The following is a 22,744-nucleotide window of genomic DNA, read 5'->3' as shown; positions in this document are numbered from 1 at the left end:
CGACCCCGTCATCGGCCGCGACGAGGAGATCCGCCGCACCATCCAGGTCCTCGCCCGCCGCACCAAGAACAACCCCGTCCTGATCGGCGAGCCCGGCGTCGGCAAGACCGCCATCGTCGAGGGCCTGGCCCTGCGCATCGTCAACGGCGACGTGCCCGAGAGCCTCAAGGACAAGAAGGTCATGGCCCTCGACATGGGCTCCCTGATCGCCGGGGCCAAATACCGCGGCGAGTTCGAGGAGCGGCTCAAGGCCGTGCTCAACGAGGTCGGCGGCGCCGAGGGCCAGATCATCCTGTTCATCGACGAGATGCACACCCTCGTCGGGGCCGGCAAGGGCGACGGGGCCATGGACGCCTCCAACCTGCTCAAGCCCGCCCTCGCCCGCGGCGAGCTGCACTGCGTCGGCGCCACCACCCTCGACGAGTACCGCAAGCACGTCGAAAAGGACGCCGCCCTCGCCCGCCGCTTCCAGCCGGTCTTCGTCGAGGAGCCCAGCGTCGAGGACACCGTCTCGATCCTCCGTGGACTGAAAGAGAAGTACGAGGTCCACCACGGGGTCCGCATCGCCGACGGCGCCATCGTCGCCGCCGCCACCCTGTCGAACCGCTACATCACCGACCGCTTCCTGCCCGACAAGGCCATCGACCTGATCGACGAGGCCGCCAGCCGCGTGCGCATGGCCGTCGACTCCAAGCCCGAGGCCCTCGACGAGATCGACCGCCGCGCCGTCCAGCTCAAGATCGAGCGCGAGGCCCTGAAGAAGGAGACCGACAAGGCCTCCGTCGCCCGGCTCGAAAAGCTCGAGGACGAGATCGCCGAACTCGACGCCCAGTCCGACGACCTGACCGCCCGCTGGAAGGCCGAGAAGGACAAGGTCGGCCAGGGCGCCCAGCTGCGCGAAACCCTCGACCGCCTGCGCGCCGAACTGGCCAACGCCCAGCGCGCCGGCGACCTCGGCCGCGCCTCCGAGATCGCCTACGGCCAGATCCCCCAGATCGAGAAACAGCTGGCCGAGGCCGAGGCCAACGAAACCGACAAGTCCGGCCCCCTGACCCCCGAGGTCGTCGACGCCGAACAGATCGCCCAGGTCGTCTCCCGCTGGACGGGCGTCCCGGTCGACAAGATGCTGGAGGGCGAGCGCGAGAAGCTGCTGACCATGGAGGAGGCCCTCGCCCGCCGCGTGGTCGGCCAGGACGAGGCCCTCGCCGCCGTCGCCGACGCCGTGCGCCGCGCCCGCGCCGGCCTCAATGACCCCAACCGCCCGCTGGGCAGCTTCCTCTTCCTCGGCCCCACCGGCGTCGGCAAGACCGAGCTGACCAAGGCGCTGGCCGAATTCCTGTTCGACGACGAGGCCGCCATCACCCGGATGGACATGTCGGAATACATGGAGAAGCACAGCGTCAGCCGCCTGATCGGCGCCCCTCCCGGCTATGTCGGCTATGACGAGGGCGGCGCCCTGACCGAGGCGGTGCGCCGCCGCCCCTATCAGGTCGTGCTGTTCGACGAGGTCGAAAAGGCCCACCCCGACGTCTTCAACGTCCTGCTGCAGGTGCTCGACGACGGCCGCCTGACCGACGGCCAGGGCCGGGTGATCGATTTCAAGAACACCCTGATCATCATGACCAGCAACCTCGGCTCCGAGGCCCTCGCCGGCCAGTCCGAAGGCGACGACGTCGAGGCGGTGCGCCCCTACGTCATGGACCAGGTCCGCGCCCATTTCCGCCCGGAGTTCCTCAACCGCATCGACGAGATCATCCTGTTCCGCCGCCTCGGTCGCGGCCAGATGGCCGGCATCGTCCGCATCCAGCTGGGCCGGTTCGAAAAGCTGCTGGCCGACCGCCGGCTGACCCTGGCCCTCGACGACACCGCCGCCGCCTGGCTCGCCGACAAGGGCTACGACCCGGTCTACGGGGCGCGGCCTTTGAAGCGCGTCATCCAGAAGGAACTGGTCGACCCGATCGCGCGCAAACTGCTGGCGGGGGAGATCGAGGACGGGTCGGTGATTGGCGTGTCAGCCGGGGAAGGCGGGCTGGAGATCGGGAAGGCGCGGGTGCATTAAGGACGGGGCGATCATATCGCCCCGTCTATCGGCGTGAACGTTGATACGAAGAGCGATTTGTCTTGCTCACGAATGTAATCGATCAAGTCAGCAGGTATATCGGATGATATTCCGAAATGCTCTATGCCGAACTCTATGCTCGCAAAATAACTTGACTTAAAGGCGGATTTTATTGTCTTTGAGACAATATCGAATAACATCAAAAATACTATCAGCTCTCTCTGACCCCAGTCCGTCTTGATATCACATCTATCACTCGTTGTTAGCCCGTGAACGAGCTGGTTTCGCATATCGAGGAATAATTGCAGGCCCTCATTCAGAACGGGATCTATCTCCCAAGCCTCTTTGATGCTCGCGATCATTCCTCCGAGAGTCTTTTTCTCCAACCATCTCTCAGGTCGTTTATAGTATTATATTTTTTCTTCTGCTTCTTCGAGATTCCAAGTATAAATGATTCACATATATAATGCTCGATCTGCTGGCATCTAACCAGACACATCCCGATCATGGTAATAAGGTGAACGTCGGGACCAAACCATTCGTCGTCTTCGTCGTACTCAATCCGACCTTCACCAGAATCCATAGCCTTTAGCTCATCGGTTGCTTTTCTGCCTATAGATCGCATCCGCTCTATGCCGCACGGGATAAACTCCGTTACCTCATAAACGACGTCACCGAGGAGCATCTCCTGCTTGCCGCCAATCGTGCGGAAATCTGCTCCCAAGCCTTCAAAAAAGGCCCGGCCGTAAACGTACCAAGGCCATCTTCGGTCCTTTGGCTTCAGGTTTCGAATATATCGCCTTGCGACTTCGTCAGGCACTTCCTGGATATAGTCAGCTTCGACTTCGTCGAAGTCGAAGCCGTTCATGTGATACTCGACAGAGCGAGCACTACGGGCGTTCTTTGCGACTACGAAGCAATCCTCTAGACCGTCAGAGCTGACCCAGTAGAGTCGCCACGGACGGGGTTTCCGATGTGCCATAAGGATTCCTGCGCTTTTCCGTCGGGGCTAGGAACACGCGACTCACCTCAACTTTCAAGAGCGACTAGCCGCGCTGGATTGAGATGCACAATTCCCGCCCACCCCCCTTTCATCTTCCTTGGGTCTGGGCGACTGCGCCGCTTGCCCCGGGATGACGAAAGGGAGGATGCTATCCCTCCCCCTTCCCGCTCTCCAGCTCCGCGATCCGCGCGCTGATCTGCTTCTCGAACTTGTAGATGTCCGTCAGGTCGCCGAGCAGGTGCCGCTCCTCGTCCTTGGCCTTGAAGGTGCCGAGGTATTTCGTCGTGATGCCGTTGAAATGCAGCCGCGCCAGCGTCCGCCGGTTGTTGTCGTCCAGCAGGATGGCGCAATAGGATTTGGCGTCCCGCATGATGACCCGCTTGGGATCGACGTGGCGCGAGGCGATGGCCTGGACGATGTGAAAGCCGGAGATTTCCTCGGCCGTCGTGGAGATTCCGATGTCTTCCACATCGGCAGCTCCGCCCGCATCGCCGTCGCTCTTGGGCGAAGAGGCGTTGAGGGCTGAAGAAAGCCGGTCGTTGACGAGGTCCCGCACCAGCGAGGCGATGGACGCGACCACCAGCTTGGCGAAATTATCCTTCACCGCCGAGGTGACCCGGCCATCGTGCACCCGCTTGGCCAGCAGGCTGACGAACTCGTCCGAGGGCTCGGCGAACTCGTGTTCCAGCTCCTTGCGGATCAGCGACTGAAGCTTGAGATTTCCGGCTTCCTTGACGATGCGCTCGATGTCGAAGGTGGCCTTGGAGAAGGCCTCGATGGTCTTCACGTCGCCCGCCTTCAGGGCGGCCATCGAGAAGGTGAAGAACGGCTTGTCGTCCATCTTGTTGGGACGTTCGACGTCCGAATAGAACTGATAGATGACGCCGTTGGTCAGGATCGCCAGCCGCGCCTCGGTCACGCTGAAATAACGGAACAGCTGGCCGGCGTGGTTGATGCCGAGCTCCACCGAGGCCGGCTTGCACTCGACCAGAATGGTGACCTTACCGTCCTTGCAGATGGCGTAATCGACCTTTTCGCCCTTCTTGGTTCCGACGTCGGCGCAGAATTCCGGGATGACCTCGGAGGGATTGAAGACGTCGTAGCCGATGGCCTGAATGAACGGCATGACGAGGGCGTTCTTGGCCGCCTCTTCGGTCAGCAACACTTCTCTGTGCTGCAACGTTCTCTGCTGAAGCTCCGCCAGCCGCGACGCCAAATCCATCCGCCCCTCCCCAGGTACGTTTGAGAACGCATCATTGTCTTGAACGATAGCGCGCGTCCACCCGAGATTGTGGACTAACACACTCGACGGAACAAACTGGCAACGGCTACGTTCATTTTTCCACCGCATGGTGCGGCAGGAGACGATCATGGCGAAGAACGAACAGACGGGCTCCAAGGCCGGCAAGGCGGCGTCCAAGGTGCTGAAAGACGGTCGGACGGGCAAGGATTCCAAGACGGCCGCCAGCTCCGCGCTGTCCCAGCGGCCCGACAAGAAAAAATAGCGACGTCTCCCATCTCCCATTGGGAGCGGGCTTGAGCGCACGGCGGCGCAGCCGTCGTCCTGGCGCTCAAGCGCGAGGGTCGACCGTCCGGGGGCGGCTTCGCGTTCCTTCTCCCCTTGAGGGAGAAGGTGCCCCCGGAGGGGGCGGATGAGGGGTGAGACACCGCTGCCTCCGGTCAGCCGCTAACCGTCCCGCAGCGAACGCGCTGAAACAGCCCCCTCATCCGGCCCTCCGGGCCACCTCTCCCTCAAGGGGAGAAGGACGAGGCCTACCCCGTGAACCGCATCCACGCCCAGACCCCCAGTCCGATCACTGCCCCGGCCGCGAAGAACTGGTTGATCAGAATGTCCCATCGGCGGGCGGGCAGGATGTGGTCGGGATAGGCGATCGGCCAGCGCTTCGTGCGGACCGCCTCGGTCAACACCGCGACCGTGATCGGCATACGCCCGAAGCGCCGGTGGATCGGTTTGTAGAACAGGGCGCCGATGCTCCACCCCTCCTCGCCGTGGTGGAAATACCATCGGTAGTTCCCGGCCTCGACGTCGAACCGGGCGACGAAGGCGTCCATGAATTCGCCGGCGTCGTCGCCCTCGATTCCGAGGACGTCGAACAGGTCCGCGTCATCCGCGAGCGGCGCCTTCCAGCGCCAGAAATCTTCGATGAAGTTCAGAACCGCCGTGCGCGCGTCGCTCATGGCGCCAGCCTGGACCGAACGCCGTCATCCGCCAACACCGGGCCGTGCGATAGCCCTCGGGCCGCCCCCCTCTCCCATTGGGAGAGGGCTTGAGCGCACGGCGGCGCAGCCGTCGTCCTGGCGCTCAAGCGCGAGGGTCGACCGTCCGGGGGCGGCTTCGCCGCGTCCGCCGGCCCATTCCCTCCCTCCCTTTCGTCATCCTCCGGCAAGCCGCGCCTTCGCGGCGCAGACCGGGGGACCCAGCGGCGCGCGCGAGTGCGACACTGTCGGGAGCGCCGCGGCTCAACGCAGCCTGCGTGAACAGATCGCCTTCGGCGCCGCTGGGTCCCCCGGTCGCGCTACGCGCGCCGGAGGATGACGAAAAGGAGGGATCGCGGCATAGGTCCAAGACGATTCTCAGGAGCTGACGTGGACTTGCATTCTTTCGTCTCGCGGGGACCGAAGACCGGAACCCTGCTTTTTCCTCACCTGCACGAGGACGGCTCATACGTCGTGTCCAGGACCCGGTTCGAGAAAGACTACAAATTCGTCAGGGATCCGACGGAACTGCTTGGCTGGCTGGAGAGGGGCTACAAGCTCAGGATGTCCAACCCAGCCGAGGGTATCCCGGCGGCGAGCTTGATCTCTCCCAAATCCATCTTTCGCCCCGTGTCGATCTAGCCTCCCTTTCGTCATCCTCCGGCAAGCCGCCGGAGGCGGCGCAGACCGGGGGACCCAGCGGCGCGCGCGAGCGCGACCCTGTCGGGAGCGCCGCGGCTGAACCAGCCTGCGTGAACAGGTCGCCTTCGGCGCCGCTGGGTCCCCCGGTCTCGGCTTCGCCTCGCCGGAGGATGACGAAAGGAAAAAGAACCTCAGCGAGAACCCACCACCCGCTCCCCCGCTCCGGATGCAGATCGTCGACGCCCGCCCTCGCCGGACATACCCTGCCCGCATGGGGACGCACCGGACCTTCATCGCCACCTACATCATGGGCAGCGGGCGGAACGGGACGCTCTACGTAGGCATGTCCTCCAACCTCGTCGCCCGGGCGTGGCGGCACAAGACCCACGCCTTCCCCGGCTTCACCGACGAACACGACTGCACCCGCCTGCTCTGGTTCGAGCGCCACACCTGGGTGACGGCCGCCATCCGGCGCGAGAAGCGGATCAAGAAATGGCTGCGCGACTGGAAACTGGCCCTGATTGAGCGGGACAATCCCGGCTGGCTCGACCTCGCCGCCGACTGGTTCCCGCAGAACGACCCGGACTGGGTCCCGCCAGAAGAGCCGGACTGATCCTCGCCTCCACCCCCCATGACGCTGTGCTGACAATCCGCGGAAACATAGTCCGGCTCAGCCGAAATTCCCCCGCCCTTTCAGCACCCCGGCCGTTTTCAGACCCTGTCTTCCCGCCTGAGGAAAAAACCGGTCCAGACTCTCCCCGCGTCCGCCCGCCGGGCCCGGTCTTTGACAATCGCATCCCCGCCGAGAGGTGGACGGTTCGGACGGTTCGGACGGTTCGGACGGTGTTTTTCCGTTTTACCCGGGTAAAACCATCCGCTCCCTTCCCGCCCCCCGACCGGCTATCCTCCCCCAATGTGCGCCTCCTACGAAGCCCGGTTCTCGGTCACCCAGCTGGTCGAGGCCTTCGATCATCACGGGGCGCCGCTGCGCTTTCCGCGCGGCCTGCCCAATATCGAGCCGGTCGAGGAGGTCCGCCCCACCGACCTCGCGCAAGCGGTCCGCGCCGCGGCGGACGACGGCACCGCCGAGCTGGTCCCGATGCGGTTCGGCTTTCGCGGTCCCGCCCGGCCGGGAGGCGGCAAGCCGCCGCCGGTGATCAATTTCCGCTCCGAGGGGCGCAGCTTCGGCAATGGCGAGCGCAGCGGCCGCGCCCTCGTGCCCGTGTCCGGCTTCTATGAGTTCACCGGCGACAAATACCCCAAGACCCGCTGGATCCTGCGCGGCTTCGACCAGCCGTTCCTGGCCCTGGCGGCGCTGTGGCGGGCCGGGACCGAGGGCGAGCCGGACGCCTTCTCCCTGCTGACGGCCGCGCCCGGAGCGGACGTGGCGCCGTATCACGATCGCGGCGTCCTGCCCCTGCCGCCGGCCGCCTGGGCCGACTGGCTGTTCGACCGCCGGCCGGCGCAGGACCTGCTGACGCCGCCGCCGGCCGGGACCCTCGTCGCCGGGGCCGCGCCGCGCGGAGCGTAAGGCCTACTGTTCGGCCGGGCGGAACAGCAAGGCCGAGACCTTGCCCTCGGGCGTCAGGGCGATCATCCACTGGGTCGCCGCCTCGGCGAAGATGACGTTGAACAGGTCGATGCCGTCGCGGCTGCCGGCGAAGCTGACCGAGACCACGGCGCCGAAGCCCTGGACCATCGGCGTCACCGTCGCCTCCTGCTCGCGCACCGCGGCGGCGAGGTCGTCGGTCATCCGGCCATAGTCCAGCTCGCCGGCCTGCAGCTCGGCGATGATCGTCCGCAGCGTCTCTTCCGAAGCGGCGTTGGCCGGCTCGGGCGCCGCCTGGGGAGCGGGCGCCGAGACCGTCTGGGCCCGGGAGCCCGGATTGTCGAAGGTGTTGGGCACCGAGCCGGCGGCCACCTGGGCCTGGGCCGCGACGGGCGAAAGCAGAAGGACGGCGGCGGCGAGCAGAAGCGGCTTCATGGGGTCGTCTCCGGAGTGACTTCAGAGAGTGAGGGGCCAAAGCGACAGAACAAGGGCGGCGGCCGAGGCGGCCACGGCCAGGGTCACGCCGACGATCACCCAGGCCGGGGTCCGGGTCTCGCGGATGACCAGGGTGCGGGCCTCCGGCGGGTTCTGGGCCAGTTTCGACAGGGCCCTCAGCGTGGCCCGCAGCTCCTCCAGGGCGTCGCGGACCTGGGCCTGCGGCCCCAGCTCGCGCCGGATCCAGCGCTCCACCACCGGCTGGGACGCGGCCCACAGGTCGTGATCCGGGTTCAGCCGTCTGGCCACGCCCTCGACCGAGACCATGGTCTTCTGCAGCAGGATCAGCTCGGGCCGCAGATGCATGTCGAACAGGGCCGTGATCTCGAACAGCTGGCCCAGCAGCCGCCCCATCGACACCTGGCTGGCCGCCTTGCCGATGACCGGCTCCCCCACCGCCCGCAGCGCCTGGGCGAAGGCCTCGACCGAATGCTCCGGCGGCACATAGCCGGCCTCGAAATGGACCCGGCTGATGCGGTCGTAGTCGCGGCTCAGGAAGCCCCACAGGATCTCGGCCAGATAGCGCCGCTCCGCCGGGCCCAACCGCCCGACGATGCCGAAATCGATCGCCGTCAGCTCGGCCGGGGCATGGCAGAACAGATTGCCCTCGTGCAGGTCCGCATGGAACGTCCCGTAGTCCAGCGCCTGGGTCAGGAAGGCCTGGACCACATTGTCGGCCAGGGCGTTGCGGTCCAGCCCCGGCTGCTCCACCGCCGCCGGATCGGTCATCGGCAGGCCCGGGGCCCACTCCAGCGTCAGCACCCGCTTGCCGACCCCGTCCCAGACCACCGCCGGCGCGGTCATGTGGCCGCCGTCCCGGTCGCGGGCCCGGTCCATGATGTCCTTCAGCTCGGACGCCGCCGCCGCCTCCAGCCGCATGTCCAGCTCCAGCTGCAGCGCCCGGGCGATGGTCTCGACGAAGGCCGAGGGCTCGAGCCGCCGCGCCGGGGCCACGAAGCGCACCGCCAGCCGCGCCGCCAGCCGCATCGAATCCAGCCCCTGGGCCACCCGCCGCTCGACCCCCGGCCGCAGCACCTTGACCGCCACCTTGCGCCCGTCGGCCAGCCACGCCGGATGCGCCTGCGCCAGCGAGGCGGCGGCCACCGGCGGGCCGAAGTCGGTGAACAGGGCCTCGACCGGCCGGCCCAGCGAGCGCTCGACCTCGCGCCGCGCCTGATCCAGCGGGAAGGGCGCCAGCGCGTCCTTCAGCCGCCCGAGGTCGCGGGCGAACTCGACCCCGAAGATGTCGGCCCGCGTCGCCAGCACCTGACCCAGCTTGATGGCCACCGGCCCCAGATGCTCGAAGGCCTTGCCCAGCCTCTGCCCCGGCCGCCCGTCCCGGCTCTCCCGTCCGGCGAAGGCGTGCAGCAGATGGGCGATCCCCCTCACCCACACCGGCAGCAGAGGCGTGATCTCGCGCGGCAGCAGGGCGTCGTGCCGCACCAGCACCCAGCCCCAGCCGAGCAGACGCACGAAGGCGTCGACCGGCCGCCGCACCGGCACGGTGACCGGCGGCGGCGGCGGGGTCGCGGGATCGATCCGGCGGCTCAGATCGCCCACCCGTGATGGATCGCCGCCACGCCGCCCGACAGATTGGTCACCGTCACGCGGCTGAAGCCGGCGTCCTCGATCATGGCCTTGAAGGTCGCCTGATCCGGGAACCGCCGGATGCTCTCGACGAGGTACTGGTAGCTGTCGCGGTCGCCCGCCACCCAGCCGCCGATGCGCGGAATGGCGTGGAAGGACCAGGCGTCATAGGCCTTGCGGATCGCCGAGGCCGTCGGTCGCGAGAACTCGAGGCACAGGAACCGCCCGCCCGGCTTCAGCACCCGCCGCGCCTCCGCCAGCGCCTGCGGAATGTCGGCCACATTGCGGATGCCGAAGCTGATCGAATAGGCGTCCACCGAGGCGTCGGGCAGAGGCAGGGCCATGGCGTCGCCGACGCTCCACGACATCTCCGGCTCGCCGCCCTTCTGAACCCCGGCCATGATCATCTCGGCGTTGTAGTCGAGCACGATGACCGAGGCGTCCTCGCCCCCCCGCCGCTGCTGCGCCGCCCGCGCCATCTTCGCATAGCGCCGCGCCATGTCGCCGGTCCCGCCGGCCACGTCGAGGATGGTTTCGCCCGGCCGCGGGTTCAGCTTCGCCGCCGCCGCGTCCTTCCAGAGCCTGTGCACGCCCGCGCTCATCAGGTCGTTCATCAGGTCGTAGTTCGACGCCACGCTGTCGAACACGCCGCGCACCATCTGCACCTTCTCCTTCGCGTCGACATCTCGGAAGCCGAAGGAGGAGGTCTTGCCTGTGGAAGCGTTGGGAGCGGCCGCGTCGGTCATGCCAGCGGTCTAGCGCCTCGCCGCGGCGGCGTCATCCATCCGCTTGGCCGCAGGGGCCGCCGCCCGCTAATGGGCCGCCGCCTTGGGCCGCGGCACGCCCAGATCCTTCATCACCCCGCGCATCAGGGCGTAACAACCGCACGAGGCCCCCTCCAGCGCCTTGCGGTCCAGCACCTCGACCCAGCCGCGCCCGCGCCGGATCAGCCCCTTCTCCTCAAGCGCGGAGCCCACCTCCGACACGGTGGCGCGGCGAACGCCGAGCATGCCCGCAATGTCCAGCTGGGTCAGGGCGAACCGGTCGGCGTCGGAGCGATCGTGAATGGTCAGCAGCCAGCGCGCCAGCCGCTCGTCCAGCCGGTGCTGGGCGTTGCAGGCCGCCACCTGTTGCACCTGGGCGAACAGGCTTTCGGTGAATTTCGACAGGGCCGTCCGCATGCCCTCGCTGTGACTGAGCGCGTCGGCGAACACATCGGCCGGACAGCAGGCTGAGACGCCGTCGACCTGGGCGATCGCGCGGCTGGCGGCGCGGGCGTTCAGCGGGCCGCAGGTGACCCCGACCAAGCCCTCCCGTCCGATGGCCGCGGTCTCGATCATCCGGTCCTCGTCGACGAGGGTCATCAGCGAGACCACGCCGCTCATCGGGAACCAGACCTCGTCCACCGACTCGCCGGCGTCGTACAGCATCTGTCCCTGGCTGAAGGGCTTTTCGGTCAGGTGCGGCTCGATCCGCTTTCGATCGGCGGCGTCGAGCGCGGCGATCCACAGATTGTCCATGTGCAAGAGCTCCGCGTTCGAAAGGCGACGCCCCGTAACGCTCAAGCTTTCGACTGCGTTCCGGAGTCGGAATTTGGCGTCTTGTGGCAGGGAAGCGCGCGCGATACGGCTCTGGACGGACGACGAAGGACGACAAACATGGCTGAGCGGCTGGACGTGGAAGAAGTGCTGAAGGCCCTGCCTTTGTGGCGGTCCCATGAAGGCGACCGGCCGGCCATCGAGCGCAAGCTGGTCTTCGCGGACTTCAACGCCGCCTTCGGCTTCATGACCCGCGTCGCCCTGCTGGCCGACAAGGTCGACCACCATCCGGAATGGTTCAACGTCTACAACCGGGTTGAGGTGGTGCTGACCACGCATGACGCCGGCGGCGTAACCCGCCGCGACCTCGACATGGCCCGCTTCATCGACGAGACCGCCAGCGCCCTCGGAGCGAAGGCGTGAGCGGCCGGGTCTCCGGCAAGGCGGCCCTGATCACCGGCGCCGCCGGCGGGCTGGGCCAGGCCATGGCGTGGATGCTGGCGCGCGAGGGCGCCCGGGTCGCAGTCACCGACATGAACCTCGAGGGCGCCCGGGCCCTGGCCGCCGCCATCAACGCCGAATGCCCGGGCATGGCCTTCGCCTTCGCCCATGACGTCACCGACGAAGCCCAGTGGATCTCGGTGATCGACCAGGCGGTGGCCGCCATGGGAGGCTTGTCGATCCTCATCAACAACGCCGGCATCGGCTGCGATTTCGTCTGGGCCGAACAGGACACGCTTGAGAATTGGCGCCGGGTCCAGGCGGTCAACGTCGAATCGATCATGCTCGGCTGCAAGCACGCCATGCCCCACCTGCGGACCTCGGGCGCGGGCTCGATCATCAACATCAGCTCGGTCGCCGGCCTCGCCGCCGCCCCGGGCATGGGCGCCTACAACGCCACCAAGGCCGCCGTCTGGATGTACACCAAGACCGTCGCGCTCGAGGCGGCCAAGGCGGGCTGGAACGTGCGCTGCAACTCCGTGCACCCGGTGTTCATCAAGACCCCGATCCTCGACCCGTTTGTGGCCATGGCCGGCGGCGACGAGGGACTGGCGCACGAGAAACTGGCGCGCGGCATTCCGCTGAAGCGTATCGGCGAGCCCGACGACGTGGCGTATTGCGCCCTCTACCTCGCCTCGGACGAGAGCAAATTCGTCACCGGCGCCGAGTTCAAGATCGACGGCGGCATGCTGGCGCAGTGAAGGTCAGTCGATATCGGCCGGCAGAATCTGGCTGCTGAGCAGGGTCTCCATCGCGTCCCAGCGGTTCGGACCCTGCCGCTCGACCCAAGCCTGGACCACGTCTCGACCGAGGCCGTAGTTGATGATGTAGCTGCGGTAGGTGTCGATGAAACGCAGCCGCTGCGTCGCCTTGGCCCGGTCCGCCAGACTGTATTTCATCAGCAGTTCGATGGCCGCGTCGCGGTCGATACGGCCCGCCAGATAGCCGTCGGCGATGGTGTACTCGGCCCGCGCCAGGCGGCGGGTCAGCGCCTGCAGCTGCGCCTTCTTCTCGGCCGTCGAGGGATCGAGGCCGGCCAAGGGGAACAGAACTTCGCGCTCGAAATCCGTGCCCTCGTTGTCCGGGAAGGCCAGGTCGATGCCGTAGTTGGCGCTGCCTTCGGCCACGAACGACATCGGCGAAAACAGCGGATAGACGCTCATCTCGACCCAGCCGCGCTCACGAACGAAAGTCTGCTCCAGCAGGGCGTTGTAGACGTGGTGACCCGGATAGCCCTCATGGCAACCCAGATCGATCGCCCGCTCGGTGTAGATCGGGAAGTCGGCGTTGATCTCGATCTTCGACTGCGAATTGCCCTGGTAATAATTGTACCCGGACCACGGCTTGTCGCCGACGAAGGCGAGGGTGAAATTCTCATTGGCCGGCAGGGCGATATGCCGGGCCGTGCGGCGGCGGCATTCGGCGATTGCGGCGTCCATGACCACCTGGAGCCGGTCCTTCGGGATGACGTAGTGGGATTTGAACTCGGTCACGCGATCGGCCAGCGATCCGGGGCCCGGCAACAGGGCGTCGATCTCGGCCAGCACAGGGTCGTAGGAGGACAGCGGGGCCAGTTCCGGACGGACGCCGAACAGCGCCTCCGCCTCATCGGCGAAGTTCATTTTCTCGCCAGACAGCATGCGCAGCCGCGCAGCCGCCGCAGAAATATGGGCCAACAGATAGGCCTTGCGCTGGGCCACGACGGAATCCGCCCCGGCCGTCGACACCGCGTTCAGCCGGCCGGTCAGGGTGGCGGCGCCCTGGATCAACTGGGGCACGGTGCGAGGATTGGCCTCGGCGGCGGCGGCCCATTCGGGCGGCCCGTAGTAGGCGTCAACATAGCCCTCCTCATGCTCGCCGATCTCGAGGATCAGGGCCACATAGTCACGGGCGATTCCGTCCAGGCTGTCGCCGGAGCCGTCGGACGCGGCCCGTGGCGCGGAGGCGCAGGCCCCCAACAGGCACAGCAGGCTGATCAGTATCGCGCGCATTCAGGACCTCCCATCGGTAAGCGGTCGCACGCTAGGGCGTAGGGCGGGCTTCGCCAAGCCGTTGCGCATTCGGGATTGAGGGCGGGGCGGTCCTGCTGTAAGGCCCTTCGTCCGGCGTTTCGCCGCCAGACGCACCCGTAGCTCAGCTGGATAGAGTACTGCCCTCCGAAGGCAGGGGTCAGAGGTTCGAATCCTCTCGGGTGCGCCATTCTTCCCTCCGGATCGTCCCGACCTACGCAGCCCCTTGCCAAGCGCACGGCGTGGAGCATCATGTCGGTGTTGATCTGGGGAGGTCGCCATGAAAATCGCAGCTTGGGCAGGGGTCGTCGCACTGGCGCTGGGAGGGCCGGCCGCAGCCGAGACGTGGCAGGCGTTCTCGCGTAGCGCCGCCAACGCCTTCATGGCTGATGTGGACAGCATCACGACCGAGGGAGACATCACCTCGATCAAGGTCGCCACCGTGCCCCGGCAGGGCGAATCCGGCGACCTGAGCCATTCGATCGAAACCTACCAATTCCGCTGCAGCGCCGATCAGTGGCGCACCGCCGGCGTGGTCGAGCTGGGACCGGACGGAAGCGAGGCCGCCCGGTACCCGGAAGAGGGCTCCCCGTGGGAGCCGCTGCGCCAGAACACCATGCCCAACTATCTGAAGGAGATCGCCTGCGACGGCGCGCGGGCCACGCCGCCGCACTGGCCGTCGATACAGGCCTTCATCGAGGCCGGGCGGCCGTAACGATCGTCAGGCGTCGACGGCGGCGTCCAGGGCGTTGGCCTGGATGAACTCCCGGCGCGGCTCGACCACGTCGCCCATCAGCTTGGCGAACAGGTCTGAAGCGTCCTCCTGGTGCTCGACCGAGACCTTCAGCAGGGTCCGGGCGTTGGCGTCCAGGGTGGTCTCCCACAGCTGTTCGGGGTTCATCTCGCCCAGACCCTTGTAGCGCTGGATGGCGATGCCCTTCTTGCCGGCTTCGAGAACCGCCTCTAGCAGATCGAGCGGTCCCCGGATGGTCACGGTCTTGTCCTTGCGGCGATAGACCGCCGGCTTGTCGAACAGGCCTTCGAAGGCGGCCGAGCGTTCAGCCAGACGACGGGCGTCCAGCGAGCGGATCAGGGCCTCTTCCAGAACGATGCGCTCGCTAACGGCGCGGCGGACGCGTTCGAACACCACGGCCCCCTGGGCCCCCGGCGCCCCGGCCCAATCGCCATCGCCTTCCTCGGCGTAGAGGTTCAGGCGGGCGGCGGCCCTCGACGGATCGGCGGCCTCCTCGTCGAACAGGCCGGCCAGGGCCGCTTGCTCCACCGCGAAGGCGGGCGCGCGCTGGCTGAGGCGGTCGACGCCAGCCTTGAAGGCCTTGGCCTCACGCACCAACGCCTGCAGGTCCAGGCCGACGCGGCGCTCGCCGTTGGGCAGGTCCAGCTCGGCCTCGGCCGAGCCTTCCTCGATCAGGTAGGAATCCATCTCCGCCTGGTCCTTGAGGTAGCGCGACTGCTTGCCCTTGGAGACTTTGTAGAGCGGCGGCTGGGCGATGTAGACGTGCCCGCGCTCGATCAGCTCCGGCATCTGCCGGTAGAAGAAGGTCAGCAGCAGGGTCCGGATGTGGGCGCCATCGACGTCAGCGTCCGCCATCAGGATGATCTTGTGGTAGCGCAGCTTGTCGGCGTTGAAGTCGTCGCGGCCGATGCCGGTGCCCAGCGCCAGGATCAGGGTGCCAATCAGGTCGGAGCTGAGCATCCGGTCGAACCGCGCCCGCTCGACATTGAGGATCTTGCCCCGCAGCGGAAGCACCGCCTGGTTCTCGCGATTACGGGCCTGTTTGGCGGAGCCGCCGGCGGAGTCGCCCTCGACGATGAACAGTTCGGACTTGGCCGGGTCGCGTTCCTGACAGTCGGCCAGCTTGCCGGGCAGGGAGCTGATTTCCATCGCCGTCTTGCGGCGGGTCAGGTCGCGGGCCTTGCGGGCGGCCTCGCGCGCGGCGGCGGCCTCGATGATCTTGGCGACGACGGCCTTGGCCTCGACCGGATGCTCCTCAAACCAGGTCGACAGGCCTTCGGAGCACAGCCCCTCGACGGCCGGACGGACCTCGGAGGAGACCAGCTTGTCCTTGGTCTGGGAGCTGAATTTGGGGTCCGGCACCTTGACCGACAGGACGCAGGTCAGCCCCTCGCGGGCGTCCTCGCCCGAGACCGAGACTTTTTCCTTCTTCGCGGCGCCGGCCGCTTCGATATAGCCGCCCATGACGCGGGTCAGGCTGGCGCGGAAGGCCGACAGGTGGGTGCCCCCATCCCGCTGCGGGATGTTGTTGGTGAAGCACAGCATGGTCTCGTGGTAGCTGTCGTTCCACCACAGGGCGAGATCGATCTCGATCCCTTCCTTCTTGCCGCGAATGACGATGACGTCCTTGAGCAGGGGCGTCTTGGACTTGTCGAGGTGGCGCACAAAGGCTTCGACGCCGCCTTCGTAGTGCAGGACTTCCTCGAACGGCTCCGCGCCCCGGTGGTCCTGCAGCTTGATAACCACGCCCGAGTTGAGGAAGGCCAGCTCGCGCAGCCGGTGCTCCAGCGTCTTCAGGTCGAAGTCGATGTGCGAGAAGGTCGTCACCGACGGGAAGAAGGTGACCTCGGTGCCGGACAGCACCTTGCCGTTGTCACGCAGCGGCGCGTCGCCGGTGACGCGCAGGCTCTCGACCGTGTCGCCGCGCTCGAACCGCATCTCGTGGCGCTTGCCGTTGCGGTAGATGACGAGCTGGAGCCAGTCGCTGAGCGCGTTGACCACCGAGACGCCGACGCCGTGGAGGCCGCCGGAGACCTTGTAGGAATTCTGGTCGAACTTACCGCCGGCGTGCAGCTGGGTCATGATGACCTCAGCCGCCGAGACGCCCTCGCCCTCGTGGATGTCGGTGGGGATGCCGCGCCCGTTGTCGGTGACCGTGACCGAGCCGTCGGCGTTGAGGATGACCTGGACCAGGTCGGCATGGCCGGCGAGGGCCTCGTCGATGGCGTTGTCGACCACCTCATAGACCATATGATGCAGGCCCGAGCCGTCGTCGGTGTCGCCGATGTACATGCCGGGGCGTTTGCGCACCGCGTCCAGACCCTTGAGGACCTTGATGGAATCGGCGCCGTAGGCGGCCTCTTCGGCGGTGTCGACGTTGCGCGCGGTCGGGGTCTGGTCGGTCATATATTCGGTCGGATCATCGCCCGGTTCGGGCCGGAAAGGGCGACGCTGGAGCCGCCCGGAATCGCAGGTTTCCAGACGACGAATCTGATCCGCGCCTGAACCGCCAAGATATAGGATTTTCCGGGGGAATTGCGAGCGAAACCGACGCCTTTCCGGGGTCGACGAGCGGCGTCGGGAAGACGGGCGCGGGCGACCGCGGCGGCGGCCGGAAGGCCGCCGCCTTCAGGGCGTCAGGACAGCGAGCTGTCGATGTCCTTGCAGGCCTGAATCAGGCCCTGGACCGACTCCACCGACTTGGCGAACATCGCCTTTTCGTCGTCGTTGGTGGTGAACTCGATCACCTTCTCGACGCCGCCGGCGCCGATCAGGGCCGGCACGCCGACGTAGAGGTCCTTGAGGCCGTATTCGCCCGACAGCCAGACGGCGCAGGGCAGGACTCGCTTCTGGTCCAGCAGATAGGAGCGGGCCATGGCGATGGCGCTTTCGGCCGGGGCGTAGAAGGCCGAGCCAGTCTTGAGCAGGGCGACGATCTCGCCACCGCCCTTGCGGGTGCGATCGACGATGGCGTCCAGCTCGGCCTGCGACAGGAAGCCGGCCTTGACCGCGTCCGGCAGGGGCAGGCCGCCAACGGTCGAGTGGCGCACCATCGGCACCATGTCGTCGCCGTGCCCGCCCAGGGTCCAGGCATTGATGTCCTGGATCGACACGCCGGTCTTCTCGGCGAGGAAGTAGGCGAAACGGGCCGAGTCGAGCACGCCGGCCATGCCGACGACCTTCTCCTTCGGCAGGCCCGAGAATTTCTGCAGGGCCCAGACCATGGCGTCGAGAGGGTTGGTGATGCAGATGACGAAGGCGTCAGGGGCGTGCTGTTTGATGCCCTCGCCGACGGCCTTCATGACCTTCAGGTTGATGCCGATCAGGTCGTCGCGGCTCATGCCCGGCTTGCGCGGCACGCCGGCGGTGACGATGCAGACGTCGGCCCCGGCGATATCGGCATAGTCGTTGGCGCCCTTCAGCGACACGTCCGTACCGATGACGGCGGTGGCCTCGGCGATGTCCAGCGCCTTGCCCTGGGGCGTGCCCTCGGCGATGTCGAACAGGATGACGTCGCCCAGCGCTTCGCGCGCCGCGACGTGGGCCAGGGTGCCGCCGATCATGCCGGCGCCGATAAGGGCGATCTTCGCGCGAGCCATAGTGTCGTCTCCGGGAGGATGGATCTTTGCGGTTGCGAACCGCGGTCGGGCGGGGTCTAGACCCGGGAGCGCGGGCCTGCAACCGTGACGCCGCGTCACCGGAGCGCCCATGGCCCGCCCGCCCGAAACCCGTCCCGAGTTCGTCGCCGCCGACGCCGTGCCGTCGGACCTGACCACCGTCGTCGACGAGACCACGCTGCGCGCCGAGGTCGCCGCGTGGAGGGCGAAGGTGCTGAAACGACCGGGCCTGTGGGACAGGGCGACCCGCGGGACCCAGGACCGGATCAACAGGATTATTCCCGAGGGGGTGCACGCCGTCATCACCGCGGGCGTCGAGGCGATGACCAAGGGGATCCTGTTCGGCTCGGACCTGATCCAGACCCGGCCCGCGACCGACGGATCGCTGGCGGCGCGGGAGCTGCGGGCGCGGGCGCTCATCCGGACGTATCGCAACACCGCCAGCGTCGAGGGCGGAGTTGCGGGCGCCGGCGGCTTCGTCCTGGCGGCGGCGGACTTTCCGGCCCTGATGGCGATCAAGGTGAGGATGCTGGGCGACGTGATCGGAGCCTATGGCTGGGGCGGGGACACGGTGCGCGAGCGGCTGTTCCTTCTGCACATCTTCCACCTCGCCTTCGCCAGCGCGAAGCGACGGCCCGAGGCCCTGGCGGAGCTGGAGCGCTGGATCGCCGACGCCGACCAGCCCGAGGCCATCACCGAATACGACTGGCGGCGTTTCCAGATCGAGTACCGGGACTACATCGACCTGGCCAAGCTGGCCCAGCTGATCCCCGTCGTCGGCGCGCCGATCGGGGCGGTGGTCAACTGGCGACTGGTCGACCGGCTGGGCGAGACGGCGATGATGGCCTGCCGCATGCGATGGTTCGACGCGCCCTGAAGGCACGCTTGGAAATAGGACCAGTCGATTGTTTTTGAATCCGGAATAGCAGGAGCCTATCTAGAACGCATGCTCCCCACCTTGCGCCAGCTCCACTATCTCAAGCTCCTCGCCGAGCACGCCTCCTTCAGCCGCGCGGCGGAGGCCGCCCATGTCAGCCAGCCGGCCCTGTCCGCGGGCGTGCAGGAGCTGGAGAAGATTCTCGGCGCGCCGGTGGTCGAGCGCACCCGCGGCAATGTCCAGCTGACCGCCGTCGGCGCAGAGGCGGTGCGGAGGGCCGAGGATGTGCTGGCCCGCACCGAGGATCTGGTCGAGGCGGCCCGGAACGCCGGCAAGCCGCTGTCCGGCCGGTTCCGGCTTGGCGTCATCCCGACTGTCGCGCCCTTCCTCCTGCCCGCCAAGCTGCCCGGCCTGAAGGACGCCTATCCCGCCCTGCGGCTGTTCATCCGCGAAGATCTGACGCCGCGGCTGGTGGCCGGGCTGAAGGCGGGGCAGCTGGACGCGGCGGTGATCGCCCTGCCCTACTCCGCCCACGGCATCGACCACGCCCGCATCGGCGACGACGAGATTCTGGCCGCCGCCCCGGTCGGCCACGCCCTGGCGGGCTCGGGCCCGATTCCGCCAGGGTCGCTGAAGGCCGAGGATCTGATCCTGCTCGAGGATGGTCACTGCCTGCGGGACCAGGCCCTCGCCGCCTTCGACATCGATCCGCCGAAAGGCGAGGACGTCTTCGCGGCGACCTCGCTGCATACCCTGGTGCAGATGGTGTCATCGGGCCTCGGCGTCAGCTTCCTGCCGGAGATGGCGGTGCGGGCGGGTCTGGCCGACATGCCCGGCGTGGTGGTCCGCCACATCTCGGCCAAGGCGCCGCGCCGCGAGATCGTCGTCGCATGGCGCACCGGATCGAGCCGGGCGGCCGAGGCCAAACTGCTGGCCGAGGCCCTGCGGATCGACTGAGCGGCGCATTACGACTCCGTAAGGTGCGCCCGCTTTCGGCCCTGATAGGGTCGGCCCCGCCCGCACCCGACGGGCGTCCGGAGCCGCCCCCATGAAGTCCCGCCTGATCCTGACCGTCGCCGCCTCGGCGCTTCTTCTTGGCCTGCCCGTCGCCGCCCCGGCGATCGCCCAGATCGCGCCAGCCGCCGCCCCCGCCTCGATCACGGTGCCGCCGCTGGGCTTTGCGGAACGGACCCTGCCGAACGGGCTCAAGGTCTACACCGCGCGCGACACGGCTACCTCCAACGTCACCGTGCAGGTCTGGTACAAGGTCGGCGCCAAGGACGATCCGGAGGGGCGCTCCGGCTTCGCCCACATGTTCGAACACCTGATGTTCAAGGCGACCCGCAACCTGCCACAGGAGACCTTCGATCGCCTGACCGAAGACGTCGGCGGCACCAACAACGCCTCCACAGGCCTGGACGTCACCAACTATTTCGAGACCGTCCCGGCGCAGCACCTGGAGCGGATGCTGTTCGCCGAGGCCGAACGTATGGGCTCCCTCGTCGTCGACGAGACCTCATTCGAGAGCGAGCGCGACGTGGTCAAGGAGGAGTTCCGGCAGCGGGTGCTGTCGACGCCGTACGGGCGGTTCCAACGCCTTCACTCCCAAGCCTTCATCTATCAGACCAGCCCCTATCGCCGGCCCGGCATCGGCTCGATCGCCGACCTCGACGCCGCGACCATGGACGACGTGCTGCGCTTCCACGAGACCTTCTACCGGCCCGACAACGCCTATCTGATCGTCGCCGGCAATTTCGATCAGGCGCAGCTGGACCGGTGGATCGACCAGTATTTCGGCGGCATCGAGAACCCCGACCGGCCGCTGCCGGAGAACGACGTGGCCGAGACCTTCGGCCCGGCTCGTGAGGCCACCTTCTACGGACCGAACGTGCCCCTGCCGATGGTGCAGATCACCTGGCCGACCGTGCCGTATGATCACCCGGACCGGGCGGCGCTGGACGTGCTCGACGGCATCCTCTCGACCGGCGAAAGCTCGCGACTGTATCAGTCGCTGGTCTACCGCCAGCAGATCGCGACCCAGGCCAGCTCGTCGAACAGCCAGCAACAGCAGGTCGGGGTGCTGAACACCTTCGCCATCATGAGCGACGGCAAGACCCCGGACGAGGGCCTCGCGGCGCTGCGGGCCGAGGTCGCCCGCCTGCGCGACGAGCCGGTCACCGCCGCCGAACTGGCCGAGGCCAAGACCGAGCTGACGGCCCAGGCCCTGCGCGGACTGGAAACCATCGACGGCCGCGCCTTCCAGCTCGGCTACGCCCTGATCATGACAGGCGACCCGACCAGCGCTGATCGGGACATCCCGAACATCCAGGCTGTCACCGCCGAGGACGTTCAGCGGGTGGCGCGGCAGTATCTGCGCGAAGACCGCGCCATCGCCATGAGCTATCTCCAGGCCACCGACGAGAACCCGCCTTCGGAGGTGCAGGAGGTCTTCACCGCGCCGGTCACCCTGGCTGCCCTGGCCCCCGCGGGAGAGCCGGTCACACTGCTGCCCGAAGGCCAGCGCACGCCCCTGCCGGAGCCGGGCGCGGCCATCGACGCGGCCACGCCGGAGGTGGCGGAGCGCCGGCTGGCCAATGGCCTGCGGGTCCTGGTCGCGACCAGGCCGGGGCTGCCTCTGGTGTCCGCGCGGCTGAGCTTCAGCGCCGGGACCGCGGACGACGCGGCTGCCGGCAAGGCGGGGGTGGCCAATTTCACCGCCTCGCTGCTGACCCAGGGAACGCAGACCCGAACGGCGCCGGAGATCGCCACCGAGATCGAGCGGCTGGGGGCGGACATCGGCGCCGGGGCCGGCGTGGACTTCACCAATGTCTTCGCCTCGTCTCCGGCCAATGTCTTCCCGCAGACAATGGCGCTGATGTCCGACATCGTGCGCAACCCGGCCTTCACCGCCGAGGACCTGGAGCGCGAGAAGACCCAGACCCTGAACGGCCTGCGCGTGCAGCTGGCGCAACCGGGCCCCGTGGCCGGTCTGGCGGCGGCCCGCGCCGTCTTCGGCGACGCGCCCTATGCGGTCCCCGGATCCGGCACCCCGACCTCGATCCCTTCGATCTCGCGCGGGGACCTCGTCGCCTTCCACAGCGGCCTGTATCAGCCGTCCAACGCCACCTTGGTGTTCTCGGGCGACATCACGCCGGACGCGGCATACGCGCTCGCCGAACAGGCGTTCGGGGACTGGCAGGTTGGTCCGGCCGCCACGCCGACCGCCGATCCGGCGGGCCCGCCCGTAGCGCCCCGCGTCATCGTCATTGACCAGCCGGGCGCGGGACAGGCGGCGGTGGTGGCGGCGATGCGCGGCGTCTCCCGGATCGACGAGGCCTACTTCCCGGTGCTGGTGGGCAATGGCGTCATGGGCGGGGGCTTCTCGGCCCGCCTGAGCCAGGAAATCCGCATCAAGCGCGGCCTGAGCTACGGCGCCTATTCCAGCCTCAGCGCCCGGGAGGACGAAGGCCTGCTGTCGGCCTCGGCCCAGACCCGCAACGACGCCGTGCCGCAGGTGGCGGAGCTGATTCTGGCCGAGATCAGCCGCCTGTCAGAGACGGAAGCGACGGCAGATGAGCTGGCCCCGCGCAAGGCGACCCTCGTCGGATCCTTCGGGCGGGCGCTGGAGACTGTGGACGGGCTCGGCGGACTTGTGGCCGGGCTCGCGCTTGCCGGCCTGCCGATGTCCGACCTGGCGACCTACGACGACGATGTGAACGGCGTCACCCCGGCACAGATCCAGGCAGCCGCGGCGGCGCACCTGCCGCCCTCGAACGCCAGCCTTGTCATCGTCGGCGACGCTTCGGTCTTCATCGAGGCGCTGCGGGCGAAATATCCGAACGTCGAGGTCATCCCCCTGTCGGAGCTGAACATCGACTCGGCGACGCTGAGGTAGA

21 protein-coding genes and 1 tRNA gene are annotated in these 22,744 nt (G+C 67.6%); 11 read left to right on the top strand and 11 right to left on the bottom strand.

Translation table 11 applies throughout. The features are described 5' to 3' along the window. The coding region (gene clpB, locus V6M45_RS09835) for an ATP-dependent chaperone ClpB (protein WP_332655942.1) at positions 1-2,059 on the top strand (2,059 nt) is incomplete at its 5' end. Between the two features lie 11 nt (positions 2,060-2,070). On the opposite strand, the gene V6M45_RS09830 is transcribed toward clpB, so the two are convergent. The 3 genes from V6M45_RS09830 to V6M45_RS09820 form a co-directional block, all read right to left on the bottom strand. Further along, positions 2,071-2,421, bottom strand: a complete 351-nt coding sequence (locus V6M45_RS09830; protein WP_332655940.1) for a hypothetical protein — start codon at positions 2,419-2,421, stop codon at positions 2,071-2,073. Further along, entirely contained in the window at positions 2,418-2,927 is a 510-nt protein-coding gene (locus V6M45_RS09825; protein WP_332655938.1) for a hypothetical protein, read from the bottom strand. Before V6M45_RS09825 ends, V6M45_RS09830 begins: the two co-directional genes overlap by 4 nt. A 283-nt stretch (positions 2,928-3,210) precedes the next feature. Beyond that, a complete protein-coding gene (locus V6M45_RS09820) occupies positions 3,211-4,284 on the bottom strand; it encodes a type I restriction endonuclease (protein ID WP_332655936.1) in 1,074 nt (357 codons plus the stop codon). A gap of 148 nt (positions 4,285-4,432) precedes the next feature. Between V6M45_RS09820 and V6M45_RS09815 the strand changes: the two genes are divergently transcribed. Next, on the top strand, positions 4,433-4,567 hold the full coding sequence (locus tag V6M45_RS09815; RefSeq protein WP_332655934.1) for a hypothetical protein: 135 nt from the start codon (positions 4,433-4,435) through the stop codon (positions 4,565-4,567). Positions 4,568-4,835: 268 nt separating this feature from the next. On the opposite strand, the gene V6M45_RS09810 is transcribed toward V6M45_RS09815, so the two are convergent. Next, complete coding sequence (locus tag V6M45_RS09810; RefSeq protein ID WP_332655932.1) at positions 4,836-5,261, bottom strand: DUF1493 family protein; 426 nt, start codon at positions 5,259-5,261, stop codon at positions 4,836-4,838. 931 nt (positions 5,262-6,192) lie between these two features. Here V6M45_RS09810 and V6M45_RS09805 point away from each other — a divergent pair. Further along, complete coding sequence (locus V6M45_RS09805; protein ID WP_332655931.1) at positions 6,193-6,534, top strand: GIY-YIG nuclease family protein; 342 nt, start codon at positions 6,193-6,195, stop codon at positions 6,532-6,534. A gap of 300 nt (positions 6,535-6,834) precedes the next feature. Continuing rightward, entirely contained in the window at positions 6,835-7,452 is a 618-nt protein-coding gene (locus V6M45_RS09800; protein WP_332655929.1) for an SOS response-associated peptidase family protein, read from the top strand. A gap of 3 nt (positions 7,453-7,455) precedes the next feature. Here V6M45_RS09800 and V6M45_RS09795 read toward each other — a convergent pair whose 3' ends face one another. The 4 genes from V6M45_RS09795 to V6M45_RS09780 form a co-directional block, all read right to left on the bottom strand. Then, positions 7,456-7,905: a hypothetical protein gene (locus tag V6M45_RS09795; protein WP_332655927.1), complete on the bottom strand. Its 450-nt coding sequence runs from the start codon at positions 7,903-7,905 to the stop codon at positions 7,456-7,458. Positions 7,906-7,926: 21 nt separating this feature from the next. Further along, positions 7,927-9,525, bottom strand: coding sequence for a 2-polyprenylphenol 6-hydroxylase (ubiB, locus tag V6M45_RS09790; protein ID WP_332655925.1), 1,599 nt, complete (start codon positions 9,523-9,525; stop codon positions 7,927-7,929). Next, the gene (locus V6M45_RS09785) at positions 9,513-10,298 is read right to left on the bottom strand and encodes a class I SAM-dependent methyltransferase (protein WP_332655923.1); all 786 of its coding nucleotides are present in this window, start codon (positions 10,296-10,298) and stop codon (positions 9,513-9,515) included. The genes ubiB and V6M45_RS09785 overlap by 13 nt, the downstream gene beginning before the upstream one ends. 66 nt (positions 10,299-10,364) lie before the next feature. Next, a complete protein-coding gene (locus V6M45_RS09780; protein ID WP_332655922.1) occupies positions 10,365-11,072 on the bottom strand; it encodes a Crp/Fnr family transcriptional regulator in 708 nt (235 codons plus the stop codon). 138 nt (positions 11,073-11,210) lie between these two features. Here V6M45_RS09780 and V6M45_RS09775 point away from each other — a divergent pair, with 138 nt between their 5' ends. Continuing rightward, positions 11,211-11,513, top strand: coding sequence for a 4a-hydroxytetrahydrobiopterin dehydratase (locus V6M45_RS09775; protein ID WP_332655920.1), 303 nt, complete (start codon positions 11,211-11,213; stop codon positions 11,511-11,513). After that, positions 11,510-12,292, top strand: coding sequence for an SDR family oxidoreductase (locus V6M45_RS09770; RefSeq protein WP_332655918.1), 783 nt, complete (start codon positions 11,510-11,512; stop codon positions 12,290-12,292). Before V6M45_RS09775 ends, V6M45_RS09770 begins: the two co-directional genes overlap by 4 nt. Before the next feature lie 3 nt (positions 12,293-12,295). Here the strand turns inward: V6M45_RS09770 and V6M45_RS09765 are convergent, their stop codons facing one another. Beyond that, positions 12,296-13,582, bottom strand: a complete 1,287-nt coding sequence (locus V6M45_RS09765; RefSeq protein ID WP_332655917.1) for a hypothetical protein — start codon at positions 13,580-13,582, stop codon at positions 12,296-12,298. A gap of 131 nt (positions 13,583-13,713) precedes the next feature. On the opposite strand from V6M45_RS09765, the gene V6M45_RS09760 reads away from it, so the two are divergent. Beyond that, positions 13,714-13,790 (top strand) — tRNA-Arg (locus tag V6M45_RS09760). A 90-nt stretch (positions 13,791-13,880) separates the two neighbouring features. Continuing rightward, a complete protein-coding gene (locus tag V6M45_RS09755; protein ID WP_332655916.1) occupies positions 13,881-14,315 on the top strand; it encodes a surface-adhesin E family protein in 435 nt (144 codons plus the stop codon). 6 nt (positions 14,316-14,321) lie between these two features. Here the strand turns inward: V6M45_RS09755 and gyrB are convergent, their stop codons facing one another. Together gyrB and mdh are read right to left on the bottom strand one after the other, a co-directional pair. Next, entirely contained in the window at positions 14,322-16,760 is a 2,439-nt protein-coding gene (gene gyrB / locus V6M45_RS09750; protein ID WP_332655914.1) for a DNA topoisomerase (ATP-hydrolyzing) subunit B, read from the bottom strand. 230 nt (positions 16,761-16,990) lie between these two features. After that, positions 16,991-17,953, bottom strand: coding sequence for a malate dehydrogenase (gene mdh, locus V6M45_RS09745; RefSeq protein ID WP_332655912.1), 963 nt, complete (start codon positions 17,951-17,953; stop codon positions 16,991-16,993). A 109-nt stretch (positions 17,954-18,062) separates the two neighbouring features. On the opposite strand from mdh, the gene V6M45_RS09740 reads away from it, so the two are divergent. The 3 genes from V6M45_RS09740 (at position 18,063) to V6M45_RS09730 (ending at position 22,743) form a co-directional block, all read left to right on the top strand. Continuing rightward, complete coding sequence (locus tag V6M45_RS09740; protein WP_332655910.1) at positions 18,063-18,848, top strand: EcsC family protein; 786 nt, start codon at positions 18,063-18,065, stop codon at positions 18,846-18,848. A 69-nt stretch (positions 18,849-18,917) separates the two neighbouring features. Next, positions 18,918-19,805, top strand: coding sequence for a hydrogen peroxide-inducible genes activator (locus tag V6M45_RS09735; RefSeq protein ID WP_332655908.1), 888 nt, complete (start codon positions 18,918-18,920; stop codon positions 19,803-19,805). A 91-nt stretch (positions 19,806-19,896) separates the two neighbouring features. Further along, on the top strand, positions 19,897-22,743 hold the full coding sequence (locus V6M45_RS09730) for a M16 family metallopeptidase (RefSeq protein WP_332655906.1): 2,847 nt from the start codon (positions 19,897-19,899) through the stop codon (positions 22,741-22,743). Position 22,744: the final 1 nt, after the last annotated feature.

This window comes from Brevundimonas sp. (assembly GCF_036676055.1).
Taxonomy (GTDB): domain Bacteria; phylum Pseudomonadota; class Alphaproteobacteria; order Caulobacterales; family Caulobacteraceae; genus Brevundimonas.
The sequence above is the reverse complement of the archived record's forward strand: the minus strand, read 5'-3'. Positions and strand labels throughout refer to the sequence as shown.

Bases quoted from the DNA above. Each gene is read 5' to 3' on its own strand.
- V6M45_RS09755 (WP_332655916.1), top strand. From the start codon at position 13,881: ATGAAAATCGCAGCTTGGGCAGGGGTCGTCGCACTGGCGCTGGGAGGG.
- V6M45_RS09810 (WP_332655932.1), bottom strand. From the start codon at position 5,261: ATGAGCGACGCGCGCACGGCGGTTCTGAACTTCATCGAAGATTTCTGG.
- V6M45_RS09825 (WP_332655938.1), bottom strand. From the start codon at position 2,927: ATGAACGGCTTCGACTTCGACGAAGTCGAAGCTGACTATATCCAGGAA.
- V6M45_RS09820 (WP_332655936.1), bottom strand. From the start codon at position 4,284: ATGGATTTGGCGTCGCGGCTGGCGGAGCTTCAGCAGAGAACGTTGCAG.
- V6M45_RS09775 (WP_332655920.1), top strand. From the start codon at position 11,211: ATGGCTGAGCGGCTGGACGTGGAAGAAGTGCTGAAGGCCCTGCCTTTG.
- V6M45_RS09740 (WP_332655910.1), top strand. From the start codon at position 18,063: ATGGCCCGCCCGCCCGAAACCCGTCCCGAGTTCGTCGCCGCCGACGCC.
- V6M45_RS09735 (WP_332655908.1), top strand. From the start codon at position 18,918: ATGCTCCCCACCTTGCGCCAGCTCCACTATCTCAAGCTCCTCGCCGAG.
- V6M45_RS09805 (WP_332655931.1), top strand. From the start codon at position 6,193: ATGGGGACGCACCGGACCTTCATCGCCACCTACATCATGGGCAGCGGG.
- V6M45_RS09830 (WP_332655940.1), bottom strand. From the start codon at position 2,421: ATGATCGCGAGCATCAAAGAGGCTTGGGAGATAGATCCCGTTCTGAAT.
- V6M45_RS09815 (WP_332655934.1), top strand. From the start codon at position 4,433: ATGGCGAAGAACGAACAGACGGGCTCCAAGGCCGGCAAGGCGGCGTCC.
- V6M45_RS09765 (WP_332655917.1), bottom strand. From the start codon at position 13,582: ATGCGCGCGATACTGATCAGCCTGCTGTGCCTGTTGGGGGCCTGCGCC.
- V6M45_RS09800 (WP_332655929.1), top strand. From the start codon at position 6,835: ATGTGCGCCTCCTACGAAGCCCGGTTCTCGGTCACCCAGCTGGTCGAG.
- V6M45_RS09785 (WP_332655923.1), bottom strand. From the start codon at position 10,298: ATGACCGACGCGGCCGCTCCCAACGCTTCCACAGGCAAGACCTCCTCC.
- V6M45_RS09795 (WP_332655927.1), bottom strand. From the start codon at position 7,905: ATGAAGCCGCTTCTGCTCGCCGCCGCCGTCCTTCTGCTTTCGCCCGTC.
- mdh (WP_332655912.1), bottom strand. From the start codon at position 17,953: ATGGCTCGCGCGAAGATCGCCCTTATCGGCGCCGGCATGATCGGCGGC.
- V6M45_RS09780 (WP_332655922.1), bottom strand. From the start codon at position 11,072: ATGGACAATCTGTGGATCGCCGCGCTCGACGCCGCCGATCGAAAGCGG.
- V6M45_RS09730 (WP_332655906.1), top strand. From the start codon at position 19,897: ATGAAGTCCCGCCTGATCCTGACCGTCGCCGCCTCGGCGCTTCTTCTT.
- gyrB (WP_332655914.1), bottom strand. From the start codon at position 16,760: ATGACCGACCAGACCCCGACCGCGCGCAACGTCGACACCGCCGAAGAG.